The sequence below is a fragment of the Pedobacter nototheniae genome (assembly GCF_004335085.1).
Taxonomy (GTDB): Bacteria; Bacteroidota; Bacteroidia; order Sphingobacteriales; family Sphingobacteriaceae; genus Pedobacter; species Pedobacter nototheniae.
Map to the genome: position 1 here is coordinate 50854 of NZ_RQRS01000015.1, position 14710 is coordinate 65563.

The 14710-nt window shown below is 35.3% G+C and carries 16 protein-coding genes; 15 read left to right on the forward strand and 1 reads right to left on the reverse strand.

Going from position 1 to position 14710, the window contains the following annotated elements; translation table 11 throughout:
* The first annotated feature begins 36 nt into the window (after window positions 1-36).
* Window positions 37-564 carry an ExbD/TolR family protein gene (locus tag EHC72_RS13965; RefSeq protein WP_131538328.1) on the forward strand — a complete coding sequence of 176 codons (528 nt, stop codon included), beginning with the start codon at window positions 37-39 and terminating at the stop codon, window positions 562-564.
* Window positions 565-620: 56 nt separating this feature from the next.
* Here the strand turns inward: EHC72_RS13965 and metK are convergent, their stop codons facing one another.
* Window positions 621-1871, reverse strand: a complete 1251-nt coding sequence (metK, locus tag EHC72_RS13970) for a methionine adenosyltransferase (RefSeq protein WP_131538329.1) — start codon at window positions 1869-1871, stop codon at window positions 621-623.
* A gap of 225 nt (window positions 1872-2096) precedes the next feature.
* Here metK and EHC72_RS13975 point away from each other — a divergent pair, with 225 nt between their 5' ends.
* From EHC72_RS13975 to EHC72_RS14045, 14 genes are all read left to right on the forward strand, one after another.
* Window positions 2097-2978, forward strand: coding sequence for a diacylglycerol/lipid kinase family protein (locus tag EHC72_RS13975; RefSeq protein WP_246029428.1), 882 nt, complete (start codon window positions 2097-2099; stop codon window positions 2976-2978).
* A gap of 37 nt (window positions 2979-3015) precedes the next feature.
* Complete coding sequence (locus EHC72_RS13980; protein ID WP_131538331.1) at window positions 3016-3366, forward strand: translation initiation factor; 351 nt, start codon at window positions 3016-3018, stop codon at window positions 3364-3366.
* Window positions 3367-3546: 180 nt separating this feature from the next.
* The gene (gene pckA, locus EHC72_RS13985) at window positions 3547-5142 is read left to right on the forward strand and encodes a phosphoenolpyruvate carboxykinase (ATP) (RefSeq protein WP_131538332.1); all 1596 of its coding nucleotides are present in this window, start codon (window positions 3547-3549) and stop codon (window positions 5140-5142) included.
* A 305-nt stretch (window positions 5143-5447) separates the two neighbouring features.
* Window positions 5448-6278, forward strand: a complete 831-nt coding sequence (locus EHC72_RS13990) for a MotA/TolQ/ExbB proton channel family protein (RefSeq protein ID WP_131538333.1) — start codon at window positions 5448-5450, stop codon at window positions 6276-6278.
* Window positions 6279-6358: 80 nt separating this feature from the next.
* On the forward strand, window positions 6359-6973 hold the full coding sequence (locus tag EHC72_RS13995) for a biopolymer transporter ExbD (protein WP_131538334.1): 615 nt from the start codon (window positions 6359-6361) through the stop codon (window positions 6971-6973).
* 3 nt (window positions 6974-6976) lie between these two features.
* The gene (locus tag EHC72_RS14000) at window positions 6977-7483 is read left to right on the forward strand and encodes an ExbD/TolR family protein (protein WP_131538335.1); all 507 of its coding nucleotides are present in this window, start codon (window positions 6977-6979) and stop codon (window positions 7481-7483) included.
* Between the two features lie 18 nt (window positions 7484-7501).
* Window positions 7502-8323, forward strand: a complete 822-nt coding sequence (locus EHC72_RS14005) for an energy transducer TonB (RefSeq protein ID WP_131538336.1) — start codon at window positions 7502-7504, stop codon at window positions 8321-8323.
* 236 nt (window positions 8324-8559) lie between these two features.
* Window positions 8560-9459, forward strand: a complete 900-nt coding sequence (locus EHC72_RS14015) for a PstS family phosphate ABC transporter substrate-binding protein (RefSeq protein WP_131538338.1) — start codon at window positions 8560-8562, stop codon at window positions 9457-9459.
* Between the two features lie 70 nt (window positions 9460-9529).
* Complete coding sequence (locus EHC72_RS14020; RefSeq protein WP_131538339.1) at window positions 9530-11239, forward strand: tetratricopeptide repeat protein; 1710 nt, start codon at window positions 9530-9532, stop codon at window positions 11237-11239.
* An 85-nt stretch (window positions 11240-11324) separates the two neighbouring features.
* Entirely contained in the window at window positions 11325-11696 is a 372-nt protein-coding gene (locus EHC72_RS14025; RefSeq protein ID WP_131538340.1) for an NADH-quinone oxidoreductase subunit A, read from the forward strand.
* Between the two features lie 177 nt (window positions 11697-11873).
* Complete coding sequence (locus EHC72_RS14030; protein ID WP_039472971.1) at window positions 11874-12416, forward strand: NADH-quinone oxidoreductase subunit B; 543 nt, start codon at window positions 11874-11876, stop codon at window positions 12414-12416.
* A complete protein-coding gene (locus EHC72_RS14035) occupies window positions 12416-12916 on the forward strand; it encodes an NADH-quinone oxidoreductase subunit C (protein WP_131538341.1) in 501 nt (166 codons plus the stop codon). Before EHC72_RS14030 ends, EHC72_RS14035 begins: the two co-directional genes overlap by 1 nt.
* Window positions 12917-12919: 3 nt before the next feature.
* Window positions 12920-14134 carry an NADH-quinone oxidoreductase subunit D gene (locus EHC72_RS14040; RefSeq protein ID WP_131538342.1) on the forward strand — a complete coding sequence of 405 codons (1215 nt, stop codon included), beginning with the start codon at window positions 12920-12922 and terminating at the stop codon, window positions 14132-14134.
* Window positions 14127-14642, forward strand: a complete 516-nt coding sequence (locus EHC72_RS14045; protein ID WP_131538343.1) for an NADH-quinone oxidoreductase subunit NuoE family protein — start codon at window positions 14127-14129, stop codon at window positions 14640-14642. The genes EHC72_RS14040 and EHC72_RS14045 overlap by 8 nt, the downstream gene beginning before the upstream one ends.
* The last annotated feature ends 68 nt before the right edge of the window (window positions 14643-14710 follow it).

Below are 14710 nucleotides of genomic sequence, written 5' to 3' on the forward strand. Positions count from 1 at the left end.
CCTCTTGCCGTCATCATCATTAAAAACCTAAACAATATGGCAACTCTAAGCATTTCTGAAAACGGCAAGGCTGTTAAAGGAAGAACCAAAAAACCTGCCCCAAGGGTAGATCTTACAGCAATGGTAGATTTAATGTTTCTACTTACTACATTTTTTATGCTCACTACTTCTTTAGGTGGGTTAAATGCTGCGGAAGTAACCAAGCCTATTCCGAGCGAGGAGCTGATGCCACTTGCCGCATCGAGAACGATGACAATTTTATTGGGCAAAAACAATGAAACTGTTTATTACATGGGCGAAATGGAAAAAGGAGAGATGAAGGTTGGCTCAATGAAAAACATTCAGCAAGCAATTAGTTTAAATAAGCAAGCTGTTGCCAATACACATCATAATAACCCAGCAAAGCATATGATTGTGGTAATTAAGCCAACTAAAACATCAAAATTTCAGGATTTTGTAGATGTATTGGATGAAATGAAAATAGGAGGAATAAAAGCTTATTCAATAGATGATGAGCACATTTCTGACAGAGAAAAAGACTTTATGAAAAGTAAAGGTTTATAAAACAAAAAGAGCCTTTCTGTTTCAGAAAGGCTCTTTTGATGTAGCTAAAGAATAAATTAAATACCGAAAGCAGTTTTAACCTGATCTACGTAATCTAATTTTTCCCAGGTAAATAATTCAACAGAAACTGTTTTTTCCTCACCGTTTGGAGTTCTAAAAGTTTTGCTAACCGTTTCAGGTTTACGTCCCATGTGGCCGTAAGCAGCGGTTTCGCTATAAATAGGATTTCTTAATTTTAAACGTTGTTCAATAAAGTAAGGGCGCATATCAAAAATAGACTCTACGATTTTAGCAATCTCGCCATCCGTTTTATTCACTTTACCAGTACCATAAGTATTAATATAAATACCCATTGGTTTTGCAACCCCAATAGCATAAGATACCTGTACCAAAATTTCATCAGCAATACCAGCAGCTACTAAATTTTTAGCAATATGGCGGGTTGCATAAGCAGCACTTCTATCTACTTTACTTGGATCTTTACCAGAAAAAGCACCACCACCGTGAGCACCTTTACCTCCATAAGTATCAACAATAATCTTTCTTCCAGTTAAACCTGTATCACCGTGTGGCCCGCCAATAACAAATTTACCAGTTGGGTTAATGTGATATTCAATTTTATCATTAAATAAATGAGCGTATTGAGGATTGTTTTTAATAATTCTAGGAATCAAAATATCAACTAAATCCTTTTTGATTTTAGCAAGCATTGTGCTCTCCTCATCAAAATCATCATGTTGTGTAGAAATTACAATAGCATCAATGCGTACAGGCTTGTTGTTATCATCATATTCTAAAGTAACCTGGCTTTTTGCATCCGGACGTAAGTAAGTGATTTCATTGTTTTCACGTCTTAAAACAGCAAGCTCTTGTAAAAGTTTATGAGAAAGATCTAAAGCCAAAGGCATAAAATCTTCAGTTTCATTTGTAGCGTAGCCAAACATCATCCCTTGATCTCCAGCACCTTGCTCTTCTTTTGTGGTACGATCTACTCCTTGGTTAATATCTTGTGATTGCTCATGGATAGCAGATAAAATACCACAAGAATTTGCCTCAAACATGTACTCACTTTTTGTGTAACCAATTTTTTTGATCACATCACGAGCAATTTGCTGCACGTCTAAATAAGTTTTAGATTTTACTTCACCTGCTAAAATAACCTGACCAGTGGTAACCAAAGTTTCACATGCAACCTTCGACTCAGGGTCGAAAGCTAAAAAGTTATCAATCAATGCATCCGAAATTTGATCAGCAATTTTATCCGGGTGGCCTTCAGAAACGGATTCTGATGTAAATAAATACGACATTTATTAAATAATTAATAATATAAATAAACAAATTAATATCGCCAATGACCCCTGGAAACAGGTTTTAAGATGATTGAAGGTGGCATTAGCACTTTTTTTTTAGTGGTTGCAATCCGGCTCCAATTAATTAGAGTAGCAAATCAGTCCACTTTTTACTGCTGCAAAATTAGCATATTTTCTTTATTTCAAAAATTATAGATTATTTTGTGCCTTCATTCAAAAGCTTTGCAAGTCAAAACAAATATCTTATTCATTATAAACCCAATCTCAGGTGGGAAAGGGAAATCTCGTATTCCAGCACTTATAGATAGGTATTTGGACAAGGAAAAGTTTAGTCCTAACTTTAGTTTTACCGAATATGTTGGGCATGCAGCGGAGATTGCCGAGGAGGCAGCAAGCAAAAATTTTGACATAATTGTGGCAGCCGGAGGTGATGGTACCATAAATGAAGTAGCAACAAAAGTTATGTTACACCAAAAAACTCTGGGCGTTTTGCCTTTAGGTTCTGGTAATGGCCTGGCGAGATTTTTAAAAATTCCTAAAGATTTAAAAGAAGCAATTTTGCTGCTCAACACCCAAAAGGTTGATAAAATAGATAGTGCCGTTTTTAATGATAGACCATTTTTTAATCTTGCGGGCATGGGGTTTGATGCCCATTTAAGTTCCGTATTTTCCAATGATAAAAAAAGAGGATTAAGTGGCTATTTAAAATTGGGGCTGCAAGAGGTGTTTAATTATAAGCCACAACAATATTTAATTAATATTGATGGAGTAGATTATGACCGGAAAGCCTTTGCAATTAGCATCGCCAATTCCTCGCAATACGGTAACGACGTTTTTATAGCACCCAACGCTTCTGTAAAAGATGGTTTGCTTGATGTTTGCATTATCAAGCCATTTTCGCTCTTAAAATTACCAGTTTTAAGCTATATAATGCTCCGCGGAACAGCTGAAACCTCAGATATGATCGAAATTATTAAAGGAAAAAAGATTAAGATTATTCGCCAAAAAGAATCCGCTGTACACGTAGATGGAGAACCTTTATATATGGGAAAAGATTTAGAAATAAATGTTAACCCACTATCTTTGCAGGTAATTGTTCCATAATAGATCTGTTATCTATTCCAATTAAGCACTTACAATCATGAAGCCAAAAAAAAATAGTTTAAGCGATTTGGGCGGGATTATGTATTCTACAAATCCTGAATTTGAATACGAAGAAGAAATTGATGATACTGTAACACCTCCAAATCAACAGCAAGATTTTCGTGTGCAGTTAGATAAAAAGAACCGTGGTGGCAAAGCTGTAACCTTAATTACAGGTTTTAAAGGCAAAAGTGAAGATCTTGATATTTTAGGTAAAATGCTTAAAACCAAATGTGGTGTAGGCGGTTCGGTTAAAGATGGCGAAATATTAATCCAGGGAGATGTTAGAGATAAGGTTGTTGGCATTCTTCAAAAGGAGGGATATAAAGTGAAAAAGGCTGGAGGTTAATATTTTGTATACTTAGTGTAAAAATTAAGTTTTTGCACGTAGTAATTTAGCTTTTAACTTATTGTTTAATAGATGTTTACGTGATAGTGTATTTGCTACAATATGTAAAAAATAAGCAAAAAGTCCTCGGTTTTTTGAAAGATATCTTTTTACCTTTGCTCCACTAACTAACTTGTTGTTATGAGCATAAAGAAACTGCAAACGCCCGATTTAAACTATCTTAATCTAGGGAAAAATGTTGCTGTACATTACCAATTATCTCCAGCAGAGCTAATTGAAGAAGCATTAGTGAACAAAGAAGGAAGTCTGGCATCATCAGGTGCGCTGGCTATTGATACTGGAAAATTTACCGGTCGATCTCCTAAAGATCGCTTTGTGGTGTGCGATGATGTAACTGAAAACACCGTTTGGTGGGGCGATGTGAACATTAAAATTACACCTGCAAATTTTGACCAATTATTTAGTAAAATCACGAACTATTTGGCTGATAAAGCTATTTATGTTAGAGATTCTTCTGCTTGTGCCGATCCTGATTATGCAATTTCTATTCGTGTAGTTACTGAAACTGCTTATCAAAACTTATTTGCAAACAATTTATTTATCCGTCCTGAAGAAAATACCTTAGGCTCAAATCCAGAGTGGACCATTATTGCTGCGCCGGGCTTTTTGGCAGATCCATCAGTTGACGGTACCAGACAAGAAAACTTTTCAGTAATCAATTTCAGCAAAAAAATGATTTTGATTGGTGGTACAGGATATACAGGTGAAATAAAAAAGGGAATTTTTTCAGTTTTAAATTTTATTCTCCCTGTTTATAAAAATACACTATCTATGCATTGCTCGGCAAATGTTGGTGCGGATGGAGACACAGCAATATTTTTTGGTTTATCAGGTACAGGGAAAACAACACTATCTGCTGATCCAAAGAGAGGTTTAATAGGAGATGATGAACACGGATGGGGGCAAGATTCCGTTTTTAACTTTGAAGGTGGTTGCTATGCAAAATGTGTTGATTTAACCGCAGAAAAAGAACCGCAAATTTATAATGCCATAAAATTCGGATCTTTATTAGAAAATATAAATTACTTTGAAGGAAGTAGAGAGGTAGATTTTTCTAATATTGAGAAAACAGAAAATACACGTGTAGCTTACCCAATTGATTACATTGATAACGCAATTTTGCCATCTGTTGCCGCAGTACCAAAAAATATTTTCTTTTTAACAGCAGATGCATTTGGCGTATTGCCACCAATTTCGAAATTAAATGTAGAGCAAGCCATGTTTCACTTCATGAGTGGTTATACGGCCAAAGTTGCTGGTACTGAAACAGGAATTACCGAACCCCAATTAACTTTTTCTGCTTGTTTTGGTAAAGCATTTTTACCGCTACATCCTGCAAAGTATGCAGAACTACTTGGCGAAAAAATGCAGAAACACCAGGTAAATGTTTGGTTGGTTAATACCGGCTGGTCTGGTGGTGCATATGGAGTAGGCCAACGCATGAAACTGAGTTATACAAGGGCCATGATTACCGCAGCGTTAAGCGGAAGTTTAAATAATGTTAACTACAAAGAGCATGACGTATTTAAATTGATGATGCCAGAAACCTGTCCAGATGTTCCGTCAGAAATTTTAGACCCATCAGCAACATGGGCAAATAAAGAAGAATATACCGTTAAGGCTAAAGAATTAGAAGCGGCATTTTTGGAAAATTTTAAGCAATTCAACGGAGCAAAAACAACAGTTTCGGTCGAAGAAGCATTAAAATTGTGCTAATTATGCTTTAAAATGCATTTTTTCATCGAAAAATTTGCAATTAGGTTTTTTTTTAGTTTTTATTGTGAAAGAATTGCCTCCGGCTGAGGCAATTTTTTTGTTATACGCCATAGTGGGAAACCGTAAACTAACTTATTAAGTAACGATTTAATTGTTTATTGATTTATTAATTTGTAATTTAAAATCAATTTATAAATTTGTTTTTCGCAACAAATCAAGGTAAACAAACGTTGTGAGTATTACAAAAGAGAAAAAACAGCTAAAAAAATTAAAAACAAGAACTAAAAACTAAAAATTTAAAAAAAATGGCAAACGCACCAAAACCAACAATTGTTAAAAAAGAAAGCTCTTCAAGTGCAGCAAATTTATTTGCAACGTTCGTTATTCCAATCTGTATCGTAATTGGATTCTGTGTTTGGAGATTCGTGTTCGGGGAAGGCACTAACTTTATTGATGGCGACAGAGAGAAATTACCTCTACCTGGAAACTATCTTGGAACAGCTTATAAAGGAGGCCCAATTGTTGCCATCTTAGTTGGGTTATTATTAGTAGTAATCGTATTCTCAATTGAGCGTTTTATCGTAATTGGTAAAGCAAGTGGAAAATCAAGCTTAGATACTTTTATCCGTAAAGTACAAGGATTATTAAGCGCAGGTAACATCGATGCTGCAAAAGCAGAATGCGATAAACAACAAGGATCTGTTGCTAACGTAATTAAATCAGGATTGAAAAAATATAGCGAAGTTGAAGCTGATACCAACATGGATGTTGAGCAATCAATCGTTGCTATTCAAAAAGAGGTTGAAGAAGCTACTGCTTTAGAAATGCCAATGTTAGAGCAAAACTTAACAGTAATTGCAACATTAGTATCAATCGGTACATTAGTAGGTTTATTAGGTACAGTAACAGGTATGATCCGTGCATTCGCCGGTTTAGCAAACTCTGGTGCTCCAGATCAATCAGCATTAGCGGTAGGTATCTCTGAGGCACTTATCAATACTGCAACTGGTATCTTGGTATCAACTGTAGCAATTATCATGTACAACGTATTAACTTCTAAAATTGACAAGTTAACTTACGCTATCGACGAAGCTGGTTTCAGTATCGTTCAAACATACGCTAGTTCGCATAAGTAAAAATTTTGAAAAAATTTTTACCGGCTTTATGGAAAACCGGAAAAAAGATCATCATTATTAAAAACTAGTAATTTTATATTATGCCTAGAATAAAAGTTAAAAGAACAAGTACAGTAACAGATATGACTGCCATGTGTGATGTGGCGTCCCTGTTACTTACCTTCTTCATATTAACTGCAACTGCAAGGCAACCTGAACCATTAGCGGTAACAACTCCTACTTCAACGTACGAGTTTAAAGTACCAGCTGAAAATAATGCCATTTTAACCATTGGGCAGGGAAAGGTTTTCTTTGAAGTAGCAGGAAATAAAGTGAGAGCGAGAACTCTTGAATTAATTGGTAAACAATACAATGTTAACTTTACACCAGAAGAAATACAACGCTTCTCAGTAATTTCAACCTTTGGTGTGCCAATTTCAGATTTAAAGAAATTTATCGCAATGTCTGGATCAGACAGAATGAAGAAAGGCGTACAAACAGGTATTCCAACTGATTCTACAGATAATCAGTTAAATTCTTGGGTTTTGCAAGCTCGTACAGCAACAGCTGAAGTTAATCAACAGCCAATGCGTGTAAGTATTAAAGGAGATGCACAAGAAGAATATCCTGTAATTAAAAAGATTGTTGATGTGCTTCAGAAACAAAAAGTGAATAAATTTTTGTTAGTTACTAACGCTGAAGCAAAAAAGAAATAAGAAATGGCAGAATTAAATACAGGCGGGAAGAAGGCCACACCAAGGGTTGATATGACTCCAATGGTGGATTTGATGTTTCTTTTAGTAACTTTCTTTATCTTAACAACCTCAATCTCTACGCCACAAGCGATGGATATTGTAAAACCAGATAAAGACGACAATAATAAAGACAACAGGTTGGAGTTAAAAGCTTCAAAAACCATGACTATCCTTTTAGGTAAAAAAGATAAAGTAGCTTGGTACATGGGCGAAGCTGGTAAAACAGCACCAACAGTTGAAAATTTATCTGTAGTTGATAAATCAATTATTGCAAACAGAAAAGTTGCAGATGCATCAGGCGTTAAAGGTGAATTTGTTGTGCTTGTTAAGCCAACTAGTGGTTCAACCTTTAAAAACTTTGTTGATATTATGGATGATTTAGAAATTCTTAAGGTTAAGGTTCGTCAAATTGATGATGAAAATATCCTTGATAATGAAAAACAATCTATGAAAGAACAAGGTATTTTATAATAAGTAAAAACAGAAACCATGTCAAAATTAGATATTTTTAGAAAAGAATGGCTTGAGGTAGTTTTTGCTGATAAAAACAAAAACTACGGAGCCTACCAGTTGCGTAAGACTAATGGGTCTAACACAACTAAAGCTTTGATCATTGGTTCTATAATCTTTTTAGTGTTATTTTTCTCACCTAAAATCTACAGCCTTATTAAAGGTTCAATAGATACTCAGGATGAACAATTAAAAGCACAAGAAGTAATTATAGCGCCACCACCACCAGTGGATCCTAAAACTCCACCTCCACCACCGGTAGAGCCACCGCCACCAAAAGTGGATCAGGTAAAAATGCCACCTGCAATCGTTAAGCCAGATAATTTGGTACGCGATGAGGAGCCGCCAACCGTTGAGAAATTGAAAGAGGCAGATCCAGGTCAGCGTGATATTAAAGGTGATCCAACTGCTGATATCGTTATTGCGGAGCCAGTAGGTGAAGGACCAAAAAGAGAGGCTGCAGTAGCAGTTGATGATAATAAAGTTTATGACTTTGTTAGTATCGAAAAACAACCAGGTTTCCCAGGTGGTATGCCTAAGTTTTACTCTTATTTAAGTAAAGCAATTAAATACCCGCCAATGGCGCAAGAAAATAACGTTCAAGGTAAAGTGTTTTTATCTTTCGTTGTTGAAAAAGACGGTAAATTAACAGATATCCAAGTTACCCGTGGTTTGGGTAGCGGTACTGATGAAGAAGCTGTTCGCGTATTAAAGGCAAGTCCTCGTTGGGATCCAGGTATTCAGAATGGTAAACCAGTAAGGGTAAAATTCAACATCAATGTTAACTTTACTTTAAACTAGTAGAATATTAGATGTTAAATTTTGATATCTTCAAGCAAAAATCGCCTAAACAGCGGTTTTTGCTCATTTTAGGCCTTATCATGTTTGTTTTTTACCTGGTAATTGGCTTCGCTTGCATCTTTTGGAAAGATCTTCCATTAAATTTGGCAAGACCATATAAAATTGGAATTGGCATTTTCCTTATCCTTTATGCTTTTGTAAGATTATTAAGCCTAGGAAGGCGTGATTAATTATTGATGAGAAATATCCTTTATATATTTGTTTTACTTGCATTTGTTTCCTGTAAACGAAAAGATAAGCAAGAAGCTGTGAAAGAAACCCGCACCAGTGGAACTTTAAAAATATTAGTCGACGAAAGCGTTGGCCCAATTGTACAGCAGCAAATAGATATTTTTAGTTTAGATTACCCAGAGGCTAAATTTGAAACAACCTACAAGCCAGAAGAAAAAATAATACCTGCTTTCTTAAATGATAGCGTGAGGGTAATTGTTTTACCAAGAATGCTAACTAAAGCCGAAGAAAAGTACTATAACCAACGTAATATTAAAATAAATACCTCTCGTTTCGCTATTGATGGTATTGCATTAATTACCAATAAGGACAATATTGATAGCACAATCAACGTTAGTGAAGTAATTGATATATTGCAAGGGAAAAAGACTGATAAAAAACTGGTTTTCGATAATACTTACTCTAGTACTTTTCAGTATTTTAAAACCTTAGCTAATATTACTCAATTTCCAGCAAGCGGCGTTTATTCAAAAAACTCAAGTAATGATGTAATTAAACTTATTGCGAGCGATAAAACCTTTATCGGCGTTTTAGGTGTTAATTGGGTTACAGATGAAAACTCAAAAGTGTTGGATGATTTGAGTAAAGTGAAGATGATGGGAGTTAAAAATGTAAAAGGAAAACCAGGCGACGATCAGTTCTATAAGCCAACACAGGATAATTTGATTAACGGAATTTATCCTTTCTTAAGAAATATTAATATTATTGATTGCGAAGGAAGGGACGGTTTAGGCACAGGATTTGCAACATGGTTAAGAAGTCAGAGGGGACAGTTAATTGTACTTAAATCTGGACTTGCACCACATAAGCTGATGCCCAGAGAAATTAACTTAACTAAAAAATAGTAAATTATAAATTGAACCACGAAGTAACTAAATTAGGAACTTCATAATTATTTAAAAAACAGAATATCCAATGAAAATTTTAAAGAAAGCAATAACCTTAAATGTAGGTTTAGTGTTGATGGGTTCTGCAGTTTTTGCTCAAAATTTAAACGACGCGAAAAAAGCCATTGACGCTGAACAGTATCAGAAAGCATCATCAATGCTTAAATCATTGGTGAGCTCACAAGCATCTAATGGCGATAATTATTACAACCTTGGTCTGGTTTATTTAAAAACAGGTTACATTGACTCTGCAAGAGCGGTATTTACAAAAGGTGTAACGGCAGATGCAAAAAATAATCTTAACCTAATTGGTTTAGGAGAGGCTGATTTATTATCAAACAATCCAACTTCTGCTAAAACTAATTTTGATAAAGCCGTTGCAATGGCTCCAAAAGATTATAAAACTTATTTAGCATTAGGTAAAGCTTATTTAGCACAAGATAAACCTGACGATGAAACTTCAAAACCTGATTTTGCTAATGCATTAGCAAATATTACCAAAGCAGATGAATTAGATGCAAAAGATAAAGATGCTGAAGTATTTTTAGCTTTAGGTGATGCTTATGCTTTACAAAAGAAAAATTCTGAAGCGTTAAGTCCTTATTTACGTGTTGGAGATATTGATCCTAACAATAGAAGAGCTAAAACTCAGATTGGTAGAATGTACAAAGAGTCTAAAGCTTTTGCAGAAGGAGAAAAGGAATTACAAGATGTAATTGCTGCAGATCCTAATTATGGCCCGGCTTATCGTGAGCTTGGAGAATTATATTTGTGGTGGAGTAGCTTTGGTGTAGATAAAGAAAAAGCAACTAAAGCTGTTGAGTTTTATAAAAAATATATGGATTTAACAGATAAATCAGTTGAATCACAATTGCGTTATGCTCAATTCTTATTCTATGCAAAAGATTTCCAAACTTTAGAACAAGTTGCTTCAGCGATGCAAGTTCCAGCAAATGACCCTAAAGGTGTCGTTGTAGCTAGAATGAAAGGATGGGCAGCTTTTGAGAATAAAAACTACCCTCAAGCTTTGACATATATGACGGAGTTTTTTGCTAAAAATAAGGATAAATCAAAAGTGTTAGGTAATGATTACCTTTACTTAGGTAAAGCCCAATTGAAAGCAGGGCAGGATAGTTTAGCCGTTGGTAATATTATTGAAGCTGCTAAATTGGATTCAACAAATGCTGATGCACTTTCTGAGGCTGGATTGGCTTTAGTTAAAGCTAAAAAATATGCTAAGGCAGCTGAGATTTATAAATTGGCTACAAAATATAATCCACTAGGTAAAGGTTCATTAACGAACTATTACTATATCGGTTATGCTAGATTTTTTGAATCATATGCTTTACAAAAAGAAAATAAACCTATCAATGTTGCTGGTTTGACTGAAGCTGACGATGCTTTAAAGTTTTTAGCAACAAAGGATTCTACTTTTGCATTGGGTGTGCTTTTCAGAGCTAGAATTAACGGATTGCTTGATGATAAAACTAATCCTAAAGGACTTTCTATTCCTCTTTATGAGAAATACGTTAGTATGATTAAACCAGAAGAAGCTGCTTCAAATAAAGCAAACTTAAGTGTGGCTTATGATATCTTAGGTGGCTGGTATTCAGATAAAGATAAACCTAAAGCTATAGAGTTCTTGAAGAAAAGTATAGAATTAGATCCAACTGGACCTTATGCAGCAGCGAAACTTAAAGAGTTACAGTCGCCACCAGTTAAAGGAAAAGGTAAATAGTTTAATAATATTTAAGAATAAAGAAAAGGCAGGGTTTGGTTATCCTGCCTTTTTCTTTTACTTTTGCAATAGAAAATAAAAGATTATGCAAGCGCAAAGTGCCCCAATAGATTTTTTACCCATTATATTTCAGGTAGTTGTAGCCTTAGGATTTGTCGTTACAACATTAGTTGCAACACATTTTTTAGGTCCAAAGCGTAAAACAAGTGATAAACTTGAAACTTTTGAGGCTGGTATTAAGGTTGTAGGTAATGCCCGTCAGCCCTTTTCTATTAAATATTTTGTTGTTGCCATCCTTTTTGTTTTATTCGATGTAGAGGTTATTTTCATGTATCCATGGGCTGTTAACTTTAGAACTTTAAGAATGGATGGAATGATTGAGATGTTCATTTTTATGGGAACATTGCTTTTAGGCTTTATCTACGTAATCAAGAAAAAAGTTTTGGACTGGAACTAAACAGTTTTTAGTTTGTTTTTACAACTTAAAACTAAAGTGTATCAATTACACTTACATATAACCGCTTCAGTTTATTTAGAAAGGTTCTAAATCAAGTTAAGCTAGTTTGATTGCCTTTAAAATATTGTAAATTTGTTGCTCATTCTGTAAAAGGATGAGCATTTTTTGTTTATAAACATGAGTGAAATTAATATAGTAGATGCGCCGCCCGGAACAGAAGGACCAGGCTACTTTGCCACTTCTTTAGATAAAGTGATTGGTTTGGCTCGCTCAAACTCCTTATGGCCACTTCCATTCGCAACTTCTTGTTGTGGGATCGAATTTATGGCAACTATGGGTTCTCACTACGATTTAGGTCGTTTTGGTGCAGAGCGTTTAAGTTTCTCCCCACGTCAGGCTGATGTTTTAATGGTAATGGGAACTATCGCAAAAAAGATGGCTCCAGTATTAAAACAAGTGTACATTCAAATGGCAGAACCTCGTTGGGTAATGGCAGTTGGAGCCTGTGCTAGTAGCGGAGGTATATTCGATACTTATTCTGTTTTACAGGGTATTGATGAGGTTATTCCGGTTGATGTTTACGTACCTGGATGCCCACCAAGACCAGAGGCTATTTTAGATGGCTTTCAGCGTATTCAGGATTTAGTTAAAAATGAATCTGGCAGAAGAAGAAACTCTGATTATTATAAAGAACTTTTAGGTCAATACGGCATTAAATAATGGAAGAAACGACTCTAAATAACAATATTTTAGCAAAACTTAGTGATAAGTTCGGCGAAAAGGTAACTGCGGTTTCTGAGCCTTATGGTTTGTTAACTTTTGCAACCACAAAGGATGTTATTGTAAATGTACTTTCGTTTCTTAAAAACGATTTAAGCTTTAATTTCTTAACAGATATTACTGCGGTTCATTATCCTGGAAAAGACCATGGCATTGCTGTTGTTTACCATTTAAATAACATGGTAGAGAAAGTAAGAATAAGAATTAAGGTTTTTATTTCAGAGCAAAATCCTACTATTCCAACGGCAACAACCGTATGGAAAGGTGCAAACTGGATGGAACGCGAAACTTATGATTTCTTCGGAGTTAAATTTGAAGGACATCCTGATTTACGAAGAATATTAAATATGGATGATTTAGGCGTTCACCCGATGCTTAAGCAATATCCATTAGAAGACCCGAATAGGGTAGATAAAAAAGACGAATTTTTTGGAAGGTAAAATATGAATCATAACCATCCGGTATATACAGATAACGACCCGCAAAGTGAGCTGGTAACCTTAAACTTAGGTCCAACACACCCTGCAACACACGGCGTTTTCCAAAACGTTTTGCAATTAGATGGCGAACGTATTGTGAGTGGCGTTTCTACGATTGGGTATATCCATCGTGCTTTCGAAAAGATTGCTGAGCATCGCCCATTTTATCAAATTACGCCCTTAACCGATCGTTTGAACTACTGTTCATCACCAATCAATAATATGGGTTGGCATATGACGGTTGAGAAATTGTTGAACATTCAAATGCCAAAGCGTGTAGATTATTTACGCGTTATTGTAATGGAACTTTCACGTATTGCCGATCACATTATCTGTAACACGATTATTGGTCAGGATACTGGTGCAACAACAACTTTCCTTTACCTTTTTCAATTCCGTGAGCATATTTACGAAATCTTTGAAGAAGTTTGTGGCGCACGTTTAACTACAAATATTGGTCGTATTGGTGGTTTTGAAAGAGATTTCAACGACATCGCATTTGCGAAAATCAATAAATTTTTAAAAGAATTTCCAGTAGCATTAAGAGAGTTTGAAAACCTTTTAACGCGTAACCGTATTTTTATCGACAGAACTGCTGGCGTTGCTGAAGTAACAAAAGAAACGGCTTTAGAATACAGCTGGACTGGTCCACTTTTACGAGCTACAGGAGTAGATTATGATGTTCGCGTAAGTGATCCATATTCGTCATATCAGGATTTCGACTTTGAAGTTCCGGTGGGTACAAGTGGTGATATTTATGATAGATATTTAGTGCGTAACGAAGAGATGTGGCAAAGTGTTCGCATTATTGAGCAAGCACTGGAGAAATTAAAATCAGAACCAAAAGGTATTTTTCATGCTGATGTTCCTGATTTTTATCTTCCTCCAAAACAAGAAGTTTACAACAATATGGAAGCATTAATCTATCACTTTAAAATTGTGATGGGTGAAATTGATGCACCAAAAGCAGAAGTTTATCACGCTGTAGAAGGCGGAAATGGAGAATTGGGCTTTTATCTGATTAACGATGGTGGCCGTACTCCTTACCGTTTACACTTCCGCAGACCAAGTTTTATAAATTACCAAATGTTTGCACCAATGAGCGAAGGCATGCTACTGTCTGATGCCATTATAAACATGAGTAGTATGAACATTATTGCAGGAGAATTAGATGCTTAAAGTAGAAGAACAAACACCTGTAGAGTTTTCATCAGAGTTGCTTGCCAAATTTGATGATGTAAAAAGCCGTTATCCGGAAGGAAAGCACAAATCTGCATTATTACCACTTTTACATTTGGTACAAGCAGAATACCTTTGGGTAAGCACACCTGCAATGGATAAAGTTGCTGAATATTTAAACATTCAGCCAATTGAAGTTTATGAGGTGGCAACATTTTATACCATGTACTTTTTAAAACCACAAGGTAAATATGCTTTGGAGGTTTGCCGTACAGGACCATGTTGTTTGGTAGGTGCAGAAAAGATATTAGATCACCTAGAAAATAAATTAGGTGTTAAAGAAGGTGAAGTTACAGCAGATGGATTATTTAGCTTTAGAGGAGTTGAATGTTTAGCGGCTTGTGGTTTTGGTCCGGTTTTACAAATAAGCCCGGAATATACTTTCTACGAAAACCTCACTACAGAAAGTGTTGATAAACTGATTGAAGATTTAAAAAATAAGTCCTAAGTCGAGAGTCTTAGTTTAGAGTCGTATTGACTTCAAACTATGAACTAGAGGCTACAGACTATAGACTA

What these genes read in the sequence shown, in the direction of transcription:
- EHC72_RS13990 (WP_131538333.1), top strand. Translation starts at nt 5,448, where the DNA reads ATGGCAAACGCACCAAAACCAACAATTGTTAAAAAAGAAAGCTCTTCA.
- EHC72_RS14035 (WP_131538341.1), top strand. Translation starts at nt 12,416, where the DNA reads ATGGAAGAAACGACTCTAAATAACAATATTTTAGCAAAACTTAGTGAT.
- EHC72_RS14030 (WP_039472971.1), top strand. Translation starts at nt 11,874, where the DNA reads ATGAGTGAAATTAATATAGTAGATGCGCCGCCCGGAACAGAAGGACCA.
- EHC72_RS14005 (WP_131538336.1), top strand. Translation starts at nt 7,502, where the DNA reads ATGTCAAAATTAGATATTTTTAGAAAAGAATGGCTTGAGGTAGTTTTT.
- EHC72_RS14045 (WP_131538343.1), top strand. Translation starts at nt 14,127, where the DNA reads ATGCTTAAAGTAGAAGAACAAACACCTGTAGAGTTTTCATCAGAGTTG.
- EHC72_RS14040 (WP_131538342.1), top strand. Translation starts at nt 12,920, where the DNA reads ATGAATCATAACCATCCGGTATATACAGATAACGACCCGCAAAGTGAG.
- pckA (WP_131538332.1), top strand. Translation starts at nt 3,547, where the DNA reads ATGAGCATAAAGAAACTGCAAACGCCCGATTTAAACTATCTTAATCTA.
- EHC72_RS13965 (WP_131538328.1), top strand. Translation starts at nt 37, where the DNA reads ATGGCAACTCTAAGCATTTCTGAAAACGGCAAGGCTGTTAAAGGAAGA.
- EHC72_RS13980 (WP_131538331.1), top strand. Translation starts at nt 3,016, where the DNA reads ATGAAGCCAAAAAAAAATAGTTTAAGCGATTTGGGCGGGATTATGTAT.
- metK (WP_131538329.1), bottom strand. Translation starts at nt 1,871, where the DNA reads ATGTCGTATTTATTTACATCAGAATCCGTTTCTGAAGGCCACCCGGAT.
- EHC72_RS13995 (WP_131538334.1), top strand. Translation starts at nt 6,359, where the DNA reads ATGCCTAGAATAAAAGTTAAAAGAACAAGTACAGTAACAGATATGACT.
- EHC72_RS14025 (WP_131538340.1), top strand. Translation starts at nt 11,325, where the DNA reads ATGCAAGCGCAAAGTGCCCCAATAGATTTTTTACCCATTATATTTCAG.
- EHC72_RS14020 (WP_131538339.1), top strand. Translation starts at nt 9,530, where the DNA reads ATGAAAATTTTAAAGAAAGCAATAACCTTAAATGTAGGTTTAGTGTTG.
- EHC72_RS14015 (WP_131538338.1), top strand. Translation starts at nt 8,560, where the DNA reads ATGAGAAATATCCTTTATATATTTGTTTTACTTGCATTTGTTTCCTGT.
- EHC72_RS14000 (WP_131538335.1), top strand. Translation starts at nt 6,977, where the DNA reads ATGGCAGAATTAAATACAGGCGGGAAGAAGGCCACACCAAGGGTTGAT.